This is a genomic window from Pseudomonas sp. GW821-FHT09E04 (genome assembly GCF_059416185.1).
The window spans coordinates 540,965-554,855 of sequence record NZ_JBWKOR010000002.1 but is presented as its reverse complement, the minus strand read 5'-3'; the positions used below and the strand labels follow the sequence as shown (position 1 = coordinate 554,855).

14 protein-coding genes are annotated in these 13,891 nt (G+C 59.4%); 13 read left to right on the top strand and 1 reads right to left on the bottom strand.

Annotated features, from left to right (window positions below):
- The first annotated feature begins 256 nt into the window (after nt 1-256).
- The 5 genes from pyrG to ispD all read left to right on the top strand — a co-directional run bounded on the left by pyrG (nt 257) and on the right by ispD (nt 5,339).
- Nucleotides 257-1,888, top strand: a complete 1,632-nt coding sequence (pyrG, locus tag AC07N4_RS09015) for a CTP synthase (protein ID WP_096819617.1) — start codon at nt 257-259, stop codon at nt 1,886-1,888.
- 5 nt (nt 1,889-1,893) lie between these two features.
- Nucleotides 1,894-2,739 (top strand): 3-deoxy-8-phosphooctulonate synthase, encoded by an 846-nt coding sequence (gene kdsA, locus AC07N4_RS09010; protein ID WP_007954807.1) that lies wholly within the window; start codon nt 1,894-1,896, stop codon nt 2,737-2,739.
- Nucleotides 2,740-2,895: 156 nt separating this feature from the next.
- Nucleotides 2,896-4,185, top strand: coding sequence for a phosphopyruvate hydratase (eno, locus tag AC07N4_RS09005; protein WP_007954808.1), 1,290 nt, complete (start codon nt 2,896-2,898; stop codon nt 4,183-4,185).
- A 171-nt stretch (nt 4,186-4,356) separates the two neighbouring features.
- Nucleotides 4,357-4,635 (top strand): cell division protein FtsB, encoded by a 279-nt coding sequence (gene ftsB, locus AC07N4_RS09000; protein WP_003222158.1) that lies wholly within the window; start codon nt 4,357-4,359, stop codon nt 4,633-4,635.
- A complete protein-coding gene (gene ispD / locus AC07N4_RS08995) occupies nt 4,632-5,339 on the top strand; it encodes a 2-C-methyl-D-erythritol 4-phosphate cytidylyltransferase (protein WP_102621421.1) in 708 nt (235 codons plus the stop codon). Before ftsB ends, ispD begins: the two co-directional genes overlap by 4 nt.
- On the opposite strand, the gene AC07N4_RS08990 is transcribed toward ispD, so the two are convergent.
- Nucleotides 5,336-6,232, bottom strand: a complete 897-nt coding sequence (locus AC07N4_RS08990; protein WP_493065363.1) for a LysR substrate-binding domain-containing protein — start codon at nt 6,230-6,232, stop codon at nt 5,336-5,338. The genes ispD and AC07N4_RS08990 overlap by 4 nt on opposite strands.
- 115 nt (nt 6,233-6,347) lie before the next feature.
- Here AC07N4_RS08990 and AC07N4_RS08985 point away from each other — a divergent pair, with 115 nt between their 5' ends.
- The 8 genes from AC07N4_RS08985 (at nt 6,348) to rpoS (ending at nt 13,555) form a co-directional block, all read left to right on the top strand.
- Complete coding sequence (locus AC07N4_RS08985; RefSeq protein WP_065259207.1) at nt 6,348-7,460, top strand: S-(hydroxymethyl)glutathione dehydrogenase/class III alcohol dehydrogenase; 1,113 nt, start codon at nt 6,348-6,350, stop codon at nt 7,458-7,460.
- Between the two features lie 55 nt (nt 7,461-7,515).
- The gene (gene fghA, locus AC07N4_RS08980) at nt 7,516-8,361 is read left to right on the top strand and encodes an S-formylglutathione hydrolase (protein ID WP_114881646.1); all 846 of its coding nucleotides are present in this window, start codon (nt 7,516-7,518) and stop codon (nt 8,359-8,361) included.
- Between the two features lie 44 nt (nt 8,362-8,405).
- Complete coding sequence (ispF, locus tag AC07N4_RS08975; protein WP_007954821.1) at nt 8,406-8,879, top strand: 2-C-methyl-D-erythritol 2,4-cyclodiphosphate synthase; 474 nt, start codon at nt 8,406-8,408, stop codon at nt 8,877-8,879.
- Nucleotides 8,876-9,934 (top strand): tRNA pseudouridine(13) synthase TruD, encoded by a 1,059-nt coding sequence (truD, locus tag AC07N4_RS08970; protein WP_493065364.1) that lies wholly within the window; start codon nt 8,876-8,878, stop codon nt 9,932-9,934. Before ispF ends, truD begins: the two co-directional genes overlap by 4 nt.
- Nucleotides 9,922-10,671, top strand: a complete 750-nt coding sequence (surE, locus tag AC07N4_RS08965) for a 5'/3'-nucleotidase SurE (RefSeq protein ID WP_096819612.1) — start codon at nt 9,922-9,924, stop codon at nt 10,669-10,671. The genes truD and surE overlap by 13 nt, the downstream gene beginning before the upstream one ends.
- A 41-nt stretch (nt 10,672-10,712) precedes the next feature.
- Complete coding sequence (locus AC07N4_RS08960; protein WP_173861377.1) at nt 10,713-11,348, top strand: protein-L-isoaspartate(D-aspartate) O-methyltransferase; 636 nt, start codon at nt 10,713-10,715, stop codon at nt 11,346-11,348.
- Nucleotides 11,349-11,559: 211 nt separating this feature from the next.
- Nucleotides 11,560-12,441 carry a peptidoglycan DD-metalloendopeptidase family protein gene (locus tag AC07N4_RS08955; protein ID WP_096819610.1) on the top strand — a complete coding sequence of 294 codons (882 nt, stop codon included), beginning with the start codon at nt 11,560-11,562 and terminating at the stop codon, nt 12,439-12,441.
- Nucleotides 12,442-12,547: 106 nt separating this feature from the next.
- Nucleotides 12,548-13,555, top strand: a complete 1,008-nt coding sequence (gene rpoS / locus AC07N4_RS08950) for an RNA polymerase sigma factor RpoS (RefSeq protein WP_007954831.1) — start codon at nt 12,548-12,550, stop codon at nt 13,553-13,555.
- The last annotated feature ends 336 nt before the right edge of the window (nt 13,556-13,891 follow it).

Below are 13,891 nucleotides of genomic sequence, written 5' to 3'. Positions count from 1 at the left end.
CTACGCTCCCTTCTTGATACAACTTCTGTGGATTCGCCTGAATTGCAGGAGTTGCCGATTACCAAGCAGTCTTTGCTGGGCGATTCCAAAAAATGTGTAGCGAGCAACGTACCGGTGTTTTCACTTCCGGTCTGTCCCAACGCGGCGGTTTTTTTGAAAGGTGCACTGTGATTAATGCAGGTGATCGGGGGCTTCGGCCTTCCTTCGCTTTCCCCGGCGGCTCGGACCGCTTTAACGCAGACTTCTAGGGTTTTTCATGACGCGCTACATATTCGTCACGGGCGGTGTTGTTTCTTCTTTGGGGAAAGGCATTGCATCGGCTTCATTGGCGGCCATCCTGGAGGCGCGGGGGCTTAAGGTCACCATGCTGAAGCTGGATCCGTACATCAACGTCGACCCGGGCACCATGAGCCCGTTCCAGCACGGTGAAGTGTTCGTCACCCACGACGGCGCCGAGACCGACCTGGACCTGGGCCACTACGAGCGGTTCATCCGCACGACCATGACCCAGAACAACAACTTCACCACCGGCCGTGTCTACGAGCACGTGCTGCGCAAAGAGCGCCGTGGTGACTACCTGGGTGCAACCATCCAGGTGATTCCGCACATCACCGACGAAATCAAGCGTCGCATCATCAAGGGCGCCGGCGATGCCGACGTGGCTCTGGTGGAAATCGGCGGTACCGTTGGCGACATCGAATCGCAACCGTTCCTCGAAGCCATCCGCCAGCTGCGTGTGGAAGTCGGTTCCAAGCGCGCGATGCTGATGCACCTGACTCTGGTTCCGTACATCGCCACCGCCGGCGAGACCAAGACCAAGCCGACCCAGCACTCCGTAAAAGAGCTGCGTTCGATCGGCCTGCAGCCAGACGTGCTGATCTGCCGCTCCGACCATCCGGTGGATGTGTCGTCGCGTCGCAAGATCGCGCTGTTCACCAACGTTGAAGAGCGTGCGGTGATCTCCCTGGAAGACGTCGACACCATCTACAAGATCCCGGCCGTGCTGCACGCCCAGGGTCTGGACGATTTCGTCGTCGAGCGCTTCGGCCTGCAATGCAATGGCGCCGACCTTTCCGAGTGGGAAAAGGTCGTCGATGCCAAGCTCAATCCAGAGCACGAAGTCACCATCGCGATGGTCGGCAAGTACATGGAGCTGCTGGACGCCTACAAGTCGCTGATCGAAGCGATGAGTCACGCCGGCATCACCAACCGCACCAAGGTCAACCTGCGCTACATCGATTCCGAAGACATCGAGAACCAGGGCACCGCGCTGCTGGAAGGCGTCGACGCGATCCTCGTACCGGGCGGCTTCGGTCTGCGTGGCGTGGAAGGCAAGATCACTGCCGTTCAATACGCTCGCGAAAACAAGGTTCCATACCTGGGTATCTGCCTGGGCATGCAAGTGGCGGTCATCGAGTTCGCCCGTAACGTGATGGGCTGGAAAGACGCCAACTCCACCGAGTTCGATCGTGCCAGCGGCCATCCGGTTGTCGGTCTGATCACCGAGTGGGAAGACGCCACCGGTGCAGTCGAAACCCGTACCGAATCGTCCGATCTGGGCGGCACCATGCGCCTCGGCGCTCAGGAATGCCTGCTGGAAGCCGGCTCCAAGGTGCACGACTGCTACGGCAAGGATGTGATTGTCGAGCGTCACCGTCACCGTTACGAAGTGAACAACAACCTGCTGCCGCAAATCATCGAGGCCGGCCTGAAGATTTCCGGTCGCTCCGCTGATGCTGCGCTGGTTGAAGTGGTCGAAGCACCGGATCATCCATGGTTCGTCGCTTGCCAGTTCCACCCAGAGTTCACCTCGACGCCACGCGATGGCCATCCGCTGTTCAGCGGCTTCGTCAAAGCGGCATTGGCTCAACACCAGAAGAAGGCGTAACCCCGATGGCACAGAAGATCATCCGCGTCGGCGACATCGAGATTGCCAACGACAAACCCATGGTGCTGTTCGGCGGCATGAACGTGCTGGAAAGCCGTGACATGGCCATGCAGGTTTGCGAAGAGTACGTGAAGGTCACCGAAAAACTCGGTATCCCTTACGTGTTCAAGGCCAGTTTCGACAAGGCCAACCGTTCTTCTGTGACCTCTTATCGCGGTCCTGGCCTGGAAGAGGGCATGCGCATCTTCCAGGACATCAAACAAGCCTTCGGCGTGCCGATCATCACCGACGTCCACGAGCCTGACCAGGCCGCGGTCGTCGCTGAGGTCTGCGACATCATCCAGCTGCCGGCCTTCCTGTCGCGCCAGACCGACCTCGTGGTCGCCATGGCCAAGACCAATGCCGTCATCAACATCAAGAAAGCCCAGTTCCTCGCGCCTCAGGAAATGAAACACATCCTGAACAAGTGCGTGGAAGCGGGTAACGATCAATTGATCCTCTGCGAGCGCGGTTCGAGCTTCGGCTACAACAACCTCGTGGTCGACATGCTCGGCTTCGGCATCATGAAGCAGTTCGAGTACCCGGTATTCTTCGACGTGACCCATTCGCTGCAAATGCCTGGCGGTCGTTCCGACTCCGCCGGCGGTCGCCGCGCCCAGGTCACCGACCTGGCCAAGGCTGGCATGAGCCAGTCGCTGGCGGGCCTGTTCCTCGAAGCGCACCCGGATCCGGACAACGCCAAATGCGACGGCCCTTGCGCCTTGCGTCTGGACAAACTGGAGCCATTCCTGGCCCAGCTCAAAGCCCTGGACGAACTGGTGAAGAGTTTTCCGACGGTAGAAACCGCGTAAACCTCAATTCTCCGGTAAAGTACCGCACGATTTGTCGCTCATGCCCTCGGGTATGAGCGTTGTCGTCTGCAAGCTGCCCGCTGCACACCACTTGCCGACGGTAAAAAGATTTCCTCTAGCTGCGTCGTTTTCGTCAACTTTGGAGTGTTTACAACAATGGCAAAAATCGTCGACATCAAAGGTCGTGAAGTTCTCGACTCCCGTGGCAATCCCACCGTGGAAGCGGACGTGCTTCTCGACAACGGCATCATCGGCAGCGCTTGCGCGCCGTCCGGTGCATCCACTGGCTCGCGTGAAGCGCTCGAGCTGCGTGATGGCGACAAGAGCCGTTACCTGGGCAAGGGCGTGCTCAAGGCGGTAGCCAACATCAACGGTCCGATCCGCGATCTGCTGCTGGGCACCGACCCAAGCGACCAGAAAGCCCTGGATCACGCGATGATCAAGCTTGACGGTACTGAAAACAAAGCGACCCTGGGCGCCAACGCCATCCTCGCCGTCTCCCTGGCTGCGGCCAAGGCTGCTGCGCAGGATCAAGACCTGCCGCTGTACGCACACATCGCCAACCTGAACGGCACTCCGGGTGTGTACTCGATGCCGGTTCCGATGATGAACATCATCAACGGTGGCGAACACGCCGACAATAACGTCGACATCCAGGAATTCATGGTTCAGCCGGTTGGCGCCAAGTCTTTCTCGGAAGGTCTGCGCATGGGCACCGAGATTTTCCATCACCTGAAAGCTGTTCTGAAGGCCCGTGGCCTGAGCACTGCTGTCGGTGACGAAGGCGGTTTCGCGCCGAACCTGGCGTCCAACGAAGACGCACTGAAAGTGATCTCCGAAGCTGTTGCCAACGCCGGTTACAAGCTGGGCACCGACGTGACCCTGGCTCTGGACTGTGCAGCCAGCGAATTCTTCGAAGACGGCAAGTACAACCTGTCCGGCGAAGGCCAGGTGTTCACCGCTGAAGGCTTCGCCGACTACCTGAAAGGTCTGACCGAGCGTTACCCGATCATCTCGATCGAAGACGGTCTGGACGAGTCCGACTGGGCAGGCTGGAAGATCCTCACCGACAAGATCGGCGAGAAGACCCAACTGGTAGGCGACGACCTGTTCGTGACCAACACCAAGATCCTGAAAGAAGGCATCGATAAAAAGATCGCCAACTCGATCCTGATCAAGTTCAACCAGATCGGCACCCTGACCGAAACCCTGGAAGCCATCCAGATGGCCAAGGCTGCCGGTTACACCGCCGTGATCTCGCACCGTTCGGGCGAAACCGAAGATTCGACCATTGCCGACCTGGCTGTGGGTACTTCGGCTGGCCAGATCAAGACCGGTTCGCTGTGCCGTTCCGACCGCGTTTCCAAGTACAACCAACTGCTGCGTATCGAAGAGCAGTTGAATGGCAAAGCCAAGTACAACGGTCGCTCCGAGTTTCGCGGTTAAGTTGTAGATGGTAAAAAGACACCGGATTGTGTCGGAAAAGTCGTGACAGCGATGGATTTGCCACTAATCTGATGCCTTATATGCACAAGCCTGGATATTCCAGGCTTCGTGCTATCAGATGCTTCAAAGTTTTGGCGTGGCTGTCTTTTTTCACTGGATACCTGATATTCGATGCGCAGTCCTTACTGGTTGTTTCTCGTCTTGCTCTTGCTGCTGGCTGGTCTGCAGTACCGCCTGTGGGTGGGCAATGGCAGTCTGGCGCAAGTTGCCGAACTGAATCAGCAGATTGCTGATCAGCACGCCGAGAACGAAGCATTGCTGGAGCGCAACCGGGTGATGGACGCTGAAGTCAGCGAGTTGAAGAAAGGCATGGAGACCGTTGAAGAGCGGGCTCGTCACGAACTGGGCATGGTCAAGGACGGCGAAACCCTTTACCAGTTGGCCCAATGATCGATTCCCTGCCGGCCTTCTGGGCCGTGATTCCTGCCGCGGGCGTCGGTGCCCGTATGGCCGCGGACCGTCCCAAGCAATACCTGCAACTGGGCGGGCGCACAATTCTCGAACACAGCCTCGGCTGTTTCCTCGATCACCCGAGCCTCAAGGGCCTGGTGGTCAGTCTTGCTGTCGATGATCCTTATTGGCCGAACCTGGCTTGCGTCAGTGATCCGCGGATTCAGCGGGTCGAGGGTGGCGCCGAGCGTTCAGGTTCGGTGCTCAACGCTTTGCTGCACCTGCACGCCCAAGGTGCCGACGATGAGGATTGGGTGCTGGTGCACGATGCGGCACGGCCCAATCTGAGCCGTGACGATCTCGATAAACTGCTGGCTGAGCTGGCGAGCGATCCGGTCGGTGGCTTGCTGGCCGTGCCGGCGCGCGACACCCTGAAACGGGTCGACAAGCACGGTCGCGTGGTCGAAACCGTGGATCGCAGCGTGATCTGGCAGGCCTACACGCCGCAGATGTTCCGCCTCGGAGCATTGCACCGCGCATTGGCGGACAGTCTGGTGGCCGATGCGCTGATCACCGATGAAGCTTCGGCGATGGAGTGGGCCGGCATGGCGCCGCGCCTGATCGAGGGTCGCGCGGACAACCTGAAAGTCACCCGCCCGGAAGACCTCGAATGGTTGCGCCAGCGCTGGGCCAACCGTCGTTAAATCCGATACTCCGGCCGTTCGGCCAAGCCTTCCTTGAGAAAATCCACCAGTTTGCGCACCTTCGGCGACAAGTGCCGTTGTTGCGGATACAACGCCCACACCGCCGTATTCGGCGGTTGATGCGCCTCCAGCAAAGAAATCAACGCGCCGCTGTGCAGATGCTTCAACACGTAATAGTCCGGCAACTGACACAGGCCGACGCCCTGTAGCGCCGCATCCAGCACCGCTTGCCCACTGTTGCAGCGCCAGTTTCCCTGTACCCGCTGGGAAAATTCCCGTCCGTTCTGTTCCAGTTGCCAGATATCCGAGCTGCCGATCAGGCAGTTGTGCCGGCTCAGTTCCGACAAACTGTGTGGCCGACCGTACCGTTCGAGGTAGGACGGCGACGCGCAGAGGTACATGCGCCGCGGTGCCAGCCGGGTCGCCACCAACCGAGAATCCTGAAGACGCCCGAGGCGGATCGCCAGGTCCAGGCCTTCGTGCACCAGATCGAGTTGCCGGTTGGTCAGTTCGATATCGATGCGCAGTTGCGGATAGTGCCCCATGAACCGCGTCACCAGCGGCACGATGAAGCGCTCGCCATAGGCCACGGCGCAGGTCATGCGCAGCATGCCTTTGGGTTCGCTGGTCAGGTCGCCGACCGCACGCAGTGCTTCTTCGCGACCATCCTGCAGACGCTGGCAATGTTGCAGGAAGGTCTGGCCGGCTTCGGTCAAGGTGACACGCCGGGTGCTGCGATACAGCAGTCGTGTCTGCAGTCGCTCTTCGAGTCGTACGATTTGTCGACTGACATGCGAGGAAGAAACACCCAGGCGTTCGGCGGCGGCGGTGAACTGGCTGCACTCGGCAACGGCGACGAACTCGTCGATACCTTCCCAGCGGTTTTCGGACATGGGGATTATCCCTGTATGGCAATAATGTTTTGCTTTTGTCCTGATTATTCATCAGTCAGCGCTGGACTACACTCCCTGTCTGGTTTTTATTCAATGGATTCACTGGAGAGTCAGCATGATCAAGTCGCGCGCCGCCGTTGCCTTCGAGGCCAAGAAGCCGCTGGAAATCGTAGAAGTCGATGTCGCCATGCCCAAGGCCGGTGAAGTGTTGCTGCGCGTGGTGGCTTCCGGTGTTTGCCACACTGACGCCTACACCCTGTCCGGTGCTGACCCGGAAGGTATCTTCCCGTCGATCCTCGGCCACGAAGGTGGTGCCATTGTTGAAGCGATCGGCGAAGGCGTGACCTCCGTTGCCGTCGGCGACCACGTGATCCCTCTGTACACCCCGGAATGCGGCCAGTGCAAATTCTGCAAATCGGGCAAGACCAACCTGTGTCAGGCGATTCGCGCCACTCAGGGCAAGGGCCTGATGCCGGACGGCACTTCGCGCTTTTCCTACAAGGGCCAAACGATTTTCCACTACATGGGTACCTCGACCTTCTCCGAGTACACCGTGCTGCCGGAAATCTCCGTGGCCAAGATCTCCAAGGATGCACCGCTGGAAAAGGTCTGCCTGCTTGGTTGCGGCGTGACCACCGGTATCGGTGCTGTGATCAACACTGCCAAGGTCAAACCGGGTGACACCGTGGCCATCTTCGGTCTCGGCGGCATCGGTCTGTCGGCTGTGATTGGCGCGGTGAAGGCCAAGGCCTCGCGCATCATTGCCATCGACATCAACCCGGCCAAGTTCGAAATCGCCAGGCAACTGGGCGCTACCGACTGCGTGAACCCGAAAGATTTCGATCGTCCGATCCAGGAAGTGATCGTCGACATGACCGACGGCGGCGTCGACTTCTCCTTCGAATGCATCGGCAACGTGCAACTGATGCGCGCAGCCCTCGAGTGCTGCCATAAAGGTTGGGGCGAGTCGGTGATCATCGGTGTTGCCGGTGCCGGCCAGGAAATCGCCACCCGTCCGTTCCAACTGGTGACCGGTCGCGTCTGGCGCGGCTCGGCGTTCGGCGGCGTGCGTGGCCGTACCGAGCTGCCAAGCTACGTCGACATGGCGCAAAGCGGCGAGATCCCGCTGGATACTTTCATCACCCACACCATGGGCCTGGAAGACATCAACAAGGCGTTCGATCTGATGCACGAAGGCAAGAGCATCCGCACCGTCATTCATTTCTGATCAATCGCGATGCCACGGCAGCCAATGTGCAGCCGTGGCTGCGTAGGAGTCCTACATGAGTCTGGAAAACATCTCCTGTCAGAAGAGTTTCGGCGGTTGGCACAAGCGCTATCGCCATCGTTCCGATGTGTTGGGCTGCGACATGGTGTTCGCCGTGTACCTGCCGCCGCAGGCAGAGCAGGGCGGCAAGCTGCCGGTGCTGTACTGGTTATCGGGCCTGACGTGCACGGACGAGAACTTCATGCAGAAGGCCGGCGCCATGCGCATGGCGGCTGAACTGGGATTGATCATCGTGGCGCCGGACACCAGTCCCCGTGGCGCCGATGTACCGGGTGATCCGGATGGCGCGTGGGATTTCGGCCTCGGTGCCGGGTTCTATCTGAATGCCACGCAGGAACCGTGGTCGCGGCACTATCGGATGCATGACTATGTCGTGCAGGAATTGCCTTCACTGGTTGAAGCGCATTTCCCGGCTTCGGACAAGCGCAGCATCAGTGGCCATTCCATGGGCGGTCACGGTGCATTGGTCTGTGCATTGCGCAACCCTGGGCGTTACCAATCGGTGTCGGCGTTTTCGCCGATCAACAATCCGATGGATTGCCCGTGGGGCCAGAAGGCGTTCTCCCGTTATCTGGGCGAAGACCGTTCGAAGTGGCGCGAGTGGGATGCCTGTGCGCTGATCGCCGAGGCGGACGAGAAACTGCCATTGCTGGTCGATCAGGGTGATCGCGACGACTTCCTCGCCACCCAGCTCAAACCCGAAGCGCTGCAACAAGCGGCAAAACAGGCGGGCCATCCGCTGACGCTACGCCTGCAACCGGGCTACGACCACAGCTATTTCTTCATCGCGAGCTTCATTGACGACCACTTGCAGCATCACGCACGCGCCCTCAAGGGCTAATGCAGGTAGAATCACGCCCTGACAAAATTCGGGGCGTTTTTTTTATGCGTATTGGCCACGGCTATGATGTGCACCGTTTCGCTGAAGGCGATTTCATTACTCTGGGCGGCGTGCGAATCGCACACGGCTTCGGGCTGCTCGCTCACTCCGACGGTGACGTCCTGCTGCATGCCTTGAGCGACGCCTTGCTCGGCGCGGCTGCGCTGGGTGATATCGGCAAGCACTTCCCGGACACCGACCCGCAATTCAAGGGCGCCGATAGCCGAGTGCTGTTGCGTCATGTGGTCAGCCTGATCCACGCCAAAGGCTGGAAAGTCGGCAACGTCGACAACACCATCGTTGCCCAGGCACCGAAAATGGCCCCCCATATCGAATCGATGCGCGCGCTGATTGCCGCGGATCTGCAAGTAGAACTGGATCAAGTGAACGTGAAAGCCACCACCACCGAGAAGCTCGGCTTCGTCGGTCGCGAAGAAGGCATCGCCGTGCATTCCGTTGCCTTGTTGCTGCGCGCATGAACGAACTGCAATTGCTCGGCCCACGGGCCTATGGCGACGCGCTCGGTACCGCGGTACTGAAAGCCATCGCCGAAGATTTCCAGGTCGATGAAGTCCTCGACATTCCGTTCAGCGGTGACGGCGAGCACCTGTGGGTCTGGGTGGAAAAGCGCGGTCTGAACACCGAAGAAGCGGCACGCCGCATTGCCAAGGCGGCCGGTGTGCCGTTGCGCACGGTCAGCTATGCCGGCCTTAAAGACCGTCAGGCGCTGACACGTCAGTGGTTCAGCGTGCAACTGCCGGGCAAGGCCGATCCGGATCTGTCGGCGGCGGAAAACGACACGCTGAAGATCCTCAAGACCACGCGCCACAAGCGCAAGCTGCAACGCGGCGCGCATTCGGCCAATGGTTTCACCTTGCGCCTGACCCAGTTCAATGGTGACAAGGCTGCCATCGACGAGCGCCTGCAACTGATTGCCAAGCAAGGTATCCCGAACTACTTCGGCGCCCAGCGTTTCGGCCATGATGGCGGTAACGTCGTCGATGCCCGTTCATGGGCGGCGCGCAAGGCCCTGCCGGAGCAGCGCAATGTACGTTCGCGCCTGCTGTCGACTGCACGCAGCTTTCTGTTCAACCAGGTGCTGGCGGCACGAGTGGCTGATGGCACCTGGCAGCGCGCCCAAGTCGGCGATCTGCTGGCGTTCACCGACAGCCGCAGCTTTTTCCCGGCAGGTGAAGCCGAGTGCAGCGACCCGCGCCTGGCGATTCTCGATCTGCATCCGACCGGTCCGCAGTGGGGCGAAGGTGACTCACCGGCCGCCGGCGCTGTCCATGATCTGGAGCAGGCAATCGCCGCAGGCGAGGCGGATCTGCGCGATTGGTTGATTAATGCCGGTATGAGCCACGAACGTCGCATCCTTCGACTGCCCATTGGCGGGTTGACGTGGCATTATCCCGAGCCTGACATTCTGCAACTGGAATTCGTCCTCCCGGCCGGATGCTTCGCCACCGTATTGGTGCGCGAACTCGTTGATCTGGTGCCGGTGGGGCAGACGGACAGCCCATGCGTATTCTGATTTCTAACGACGATGGGGTAACCGCACCCGGTCTTGCCGCGCTTTATGCTGCGCTGGCGGATTACACCGAATGCGTGGTTATCGCCCCGGAACAGGACAAGAGCGGTGCCAGCAGTTCGCTGACGCTGGATCGTCCGCTGCACCCGCAATACCTGGCCAACGGTTTCATCAGTCTCAATGGCACGCCGACCGACTGTGTGCACCTGGGGCTCAATGGTTTGCTGGAGCGCGAGCCGGACATGGTGGTTTCGGGCATCAACCTCGGCGCCAATCTGGGCGACGACGTGTTGTATTCCGGGACAGTGGCGGCGGCCCTTGAAGGCCGTTTTCTCGAACGCCCGTCGTTTGCCTTCTCGCTGGCCTCCCGGCAGGTGGACAATCTGCCCACTGCTGCCTACTTTGCGCGCAAACTGGTCGAGGCCCACGCCGGGCTCGATCTGCCACCGCGCACGGTACTGAACGTGAACATTCCCAATCTGCCCATCGATCACATTCGTGGCATTCAGCTGACTCGCCTGGGGCATCGCGCCCGTGCGGCAGCGCCGATGAAAGTGGTCGATCCCCGTGGCAAGGCCGGTTACTGGATTGCCGCCGCCGGCGATGCGGAAGACGGCGGGCCGGGCACTGATTTCCATGCGGTGATGCAGGGCTACGTTTCCATCACTCCGTTGCAGCTCGATCGCACCTTCAATGATGCCTTCAGAAATCTCGACGGCTGGCTGGAGGGGCTCAACTGATGGCTCGTGAACAAGACGACCGGTTGCGCAGCGGCATCGGGATGACTTCCCAGCGCACCCGTGAACGCCTGATTCAGCGGTTATATGAAGAAGGCTTGTCCAACGCCAATGTGCTGGAAGTGATCCGCCGTACGCCGCGTCATCTGTTTGTCGATGAAGCGCTGGCGCACCGGGCCTATGAAGACACCGCGCTGCCGATCGGCCACAACCAGACCATCTCCCAGCCTTATATGGTCGCGCGCATGAGCGAGTTGCTGCTCGAGGCGGGGCCGCTGGACAAGGTGCTGGAGATCGGTACCGGTTCCGGTTACCAGACGGCGGTGTTGTCGCAACTGGTCGAGCGGGTGTTCTCTGTCGAGCGGATCAAGGTACTGCAGGATCGGGCCAAGGAGCGTCTGGTCGAACTCAACCTGCGCAACGTGGTGTTCCGCTGGGGCGATGGCTGGGAAGGCTGGCCGGCGCTGGCGCCTTATAACGGCATCATCGTCACGGCCGTGGCGACCGATGTGCCACAGGCCTTGCTCGATCAACTGGCGCCCGGCGGTCGGCTGGTGATTCCGGTCGGCTCAGGAGAAGTGCAGCAATTGATGCTGATCGTGCGCGAAGAAAACGGCTTCTCCCGACACGTTCTCGGGGCGGTTCGCTTCGTGCCATTGCTCAACGGGCCGCTGGCCTGAGCATTTGTTTGCCGGCGCTGAATTCCTTGCGAGAGCGCCTGTCTTACAGCGGCATCGATTGTATAAACAGGATTTATCGTCCATGAGCAAACGTGTGCGTCGAGCGATATCGCTTCATTAAAGGTAAAGCCTGTTTCGCCCGTTATACTTGCGAAGTTACATGCCGGAATCGGCATTCCACATTTTTCAGCCACCACAAAGGGAGCGGCGGGTGAGTCTCACAGTCATTGCGCAGCGTATGGGTAACACGAGCTTTCAGCGCCTGGTGACTGGCCTTGTCTTGAGCACCTTGCTGGTCGGTTGCTCCAGCACCAAATCGAGCAACGTGCGGGTCGTCGATCGCAACAATGCGGTGGCCCAGCGTCCTACAGTGACGACCGGGCAGTATGTAGTCCGTCCGGGCGACACAATGTTTTCGATCGCGTTTCGCTACGGCTGGGACTACAAAGCCCTCGCTGCCCGGAACAATATTCCTACGCCGTACACGATCCATCCGGGTCAGACGATTCGCTTCGATGGCCGCCCTGGTTCAACGTCGACCGCGGTGGTGAGCAACAGCGGTTCTGCGCCGTCTTCGTCGAGCAAAACCACGATAATCCGGCGCCAGGCGAATGGCACGACGACCACCACAACCACCGGTTCCGGGGCGACTTCTGCGGCCGTTGTACCGTCCGTCGCCAACAAGCCGGCACCGGCTCCATTGCCTCCACCGGGCCCGGCCCCGACCGGCTGGGGATGGCCATCTAATGGCATTCTGATTGGTAAATTCTCTTCAAACGGTAGTTTGAATAAAGGAATTGATATCGCCGGGGATTTGGGACAGCCTGTTTTAGCTGCGTCTGATGGGACGGTGGTTTACGCCGGGAGTGGCTTAAGGGGCTACGGCGAATTAGTCATCATCAAACACAGTGAAACCTACGTCAGTGCTTACGGACACAACCGTCGGCTGTTGGTACGGGAGGGGCAGCAGGTCAAAGTCGGACAGACAATTGCCGAAATGGGGTCAACGGGTACAGACCGGGTGAAACTGCATTTTGAGATTCGCCGACAAGGTAAACCTGTAGATCCGCTGCAGTTCCTGCCAAGACGTTGATTTGCAGACCAGCCTGTTCCGTCGCGTAGAGGGGACAGGCTCCAGCGTTGCCAAGGATAAAGGCGTCGCTTGAGCTTGGGGTCGAACTCACCAAAGGACTATAACAATGGCTCTCAGTAAAGAAGTGCCGGAGTTTGACATCGACGATGAGGTTCTCCTGATGGAGACCGGCATCGATTCGGATTCGATGTCGAATGATGAAGGGGCTGCTCCACCTTCCGTTCGTGCCAAATCCAAACACTCCGCTTCACTTAAGCAACACAAGTACATCGACTACACCCGGGCACTCGATGCCACGCAGCTGTACCTCAACGAAATCGGCTTTTCCCCATTGCTCTCCCCGGAAGAAGAAGTTCATTTTGCGCGCTTGTCGCAAAGTGGCGATCCCGCCGGGCGCAAGCGCATGATTGAAAGTAACCTGCGGCTGGTGGTCAAAATCGCCCGGCGTTACGTCAATCGGGGGCTGTCGCTGCTGGATCTGATCGAAGAGGGCAACCTCGGGCTGATCCGGGCGGTGGAAAAGTTCGATCCCGAGCGCGGCTTCCGCTTCTCGACCTACGCGACCTGGTGGATCCGTCAGACCATCGAGCGCGCGATCATGAATCAGACCCGGACCATCCGGCTGCCGATCCATGTGGTCAAGGAGCTCAACGTGTACCTGCGGGCTGCACGGGAGCTGACGCAAAAACTCGATCACGAACCTTCACCCGAAGAAATCGCCAACCTGCTGGAAAAACCGGTGGGCGAGGTCAAGCGCATGCTGGGCCTGAACGAGCGGGTTTCTTCGGTCGACGTCTCGCTGGGTCCGGATTCGGATAAAACCCTGCTGGACACCCTCACGGATGACCGTCCGACCGATCCATGCGAACTGCTGCAGGACGACGATCTGTCGCAGAGCATCGATCAATGGCTCTCGGAGCTGACCGACAAGCAACGCGAAGTGGTGGTACGCCGCTTCGGCCTGCGCGGTCACGAGAGCAGCACGCTGGAAGATGTAGGCCTGGAGATCGGCCTGACCCGGGAACGGGTGAGACAGATCCAGGTGGAAGGCCTCAAGCGCCTGCGTGAAATCCTCGAGAAAAACGGCCTGTCGAGCGAGTCGCTGTTTCAATAAGCGCCTTGCGTGATCGCCACAAAAAGCCCCGACTGGTTCGGGGCTTTTTGTTTTCTGCGGCAAAGCGGTTTGCTTCCCCGGGTTTGTAGTCTCGCGTTGTAAGCCCTGGCTTACTCTTTCGTAAGTGTTCGCTATTTTTACACTGCGGCAGACGTCCATTATGCTTGCTGAATATGTTCAACTGATTGATTTATATGGTTATTTTTAAATATTAAGTGCTTATGACAGTGTGTTTTAGCTGAGCAGGCCGGTTGCGGCTGTCAGGGAAATCTCTAGTATCTGGGTTGTGTCGACGGACAGACACGCCCTTCAAGGAAGAGGGGAAAGGACATCGCA

What these genes read in the sequence shown, in the direction of transcription:
- pyrG (WP_096819617.1), top strand. Translation starts at nt 257, where the DNA reads ATGACGCGCTACATATTCGTCACGGGCGGTGTTGTTTCTTCTTTGGGG.
- kdsA (WP_007954807.1), top strand. Translation starts at nt 1,894, where the DNA reads ATGGCACAGAAGATCATCCGCGTCGGCGACATCGAGATTGCCAACGAC.
- eno (WP_007954808.1), top strand. Translation starts at nt 2,896, where the DNA reads ATGGCAAAAATCGTCGACATCAAAGGTCGTGAAGTTCTCGACTCCCGT.
- ftsB (WP_003222158.1), top strand. Translation starts at nt 4,357, where the DNA reads ATGCGCAGTCCTTACTGGTTGTTTCTCGTCTTGCTCTTGCTGCTGGCT.
- ispD (WP_102621421.1), top strand. Translation starts at nt 4,632, where the DNA reads ATGATCGATTCCCTGCCGGCCTTCTGGGCCGTGATTCCTGCCGCGGGC.
- AC07N4_RS08990 (WP_493065363.1), bottom strand. Translation starts at nt 6,232, where the DNA reads ATGTCCGAAAACCGCTGGGAAGGTATCGACGAGTTCGTCGCCGTTGCC.
- AC07N4_RS08985 (WP_065259207.1), top strand. Translation starts at nt 6,348, where the DNA reads ATGATCAAGTCGCGCGCCGCCGTTGCCTTCGAGGCCAAGAAGCCGCTG.
- fghA (WP_114881646.1), top strand. Translation starts at nt 7,516, where the DNA reads ATGAGTCTGGAAAACATCTCCTGTCAGAAGAGTTTCGGCGGTTGGCAC.
- ispF (WP_007954821.1), top strand. Translation starts at nt 8,406, where the DNA reads ATGCGTATTGGCCACGGCTATGATGTGCACCGTTTCGCTGAAGGCGAT.
- truD (WP_493065364.1), top strand. Translation starts at nt 8,876, where the DNA reads ATGAACGAACTGCAATTGCTCGGCCCACGGGCCTATGGCGACGCGCTC.
- surE (WP_096819612.1), top strand. Translation starts at nt 9,922, where the DNA reads ATGCGTATTCTGATTTCTAACGACGATGGGGTAACCGCACCCGGTCTT.
- AC07N4_RS08960 (WP_173861377.1), top strand. Translation starts at nt 10,713, where the DNA reads ATGACTTCCCAGCGCACCCGTGAACGCCTGATTCAGCGGTTATATGAA.
- rpoS (WP_007954831.1), top strand. Translation starts at nt 12,548, where the DNA reads ATGGCTCTCAGTAAAGAAGTGCCGGAGTTTGACATCGACGATGAGGTT.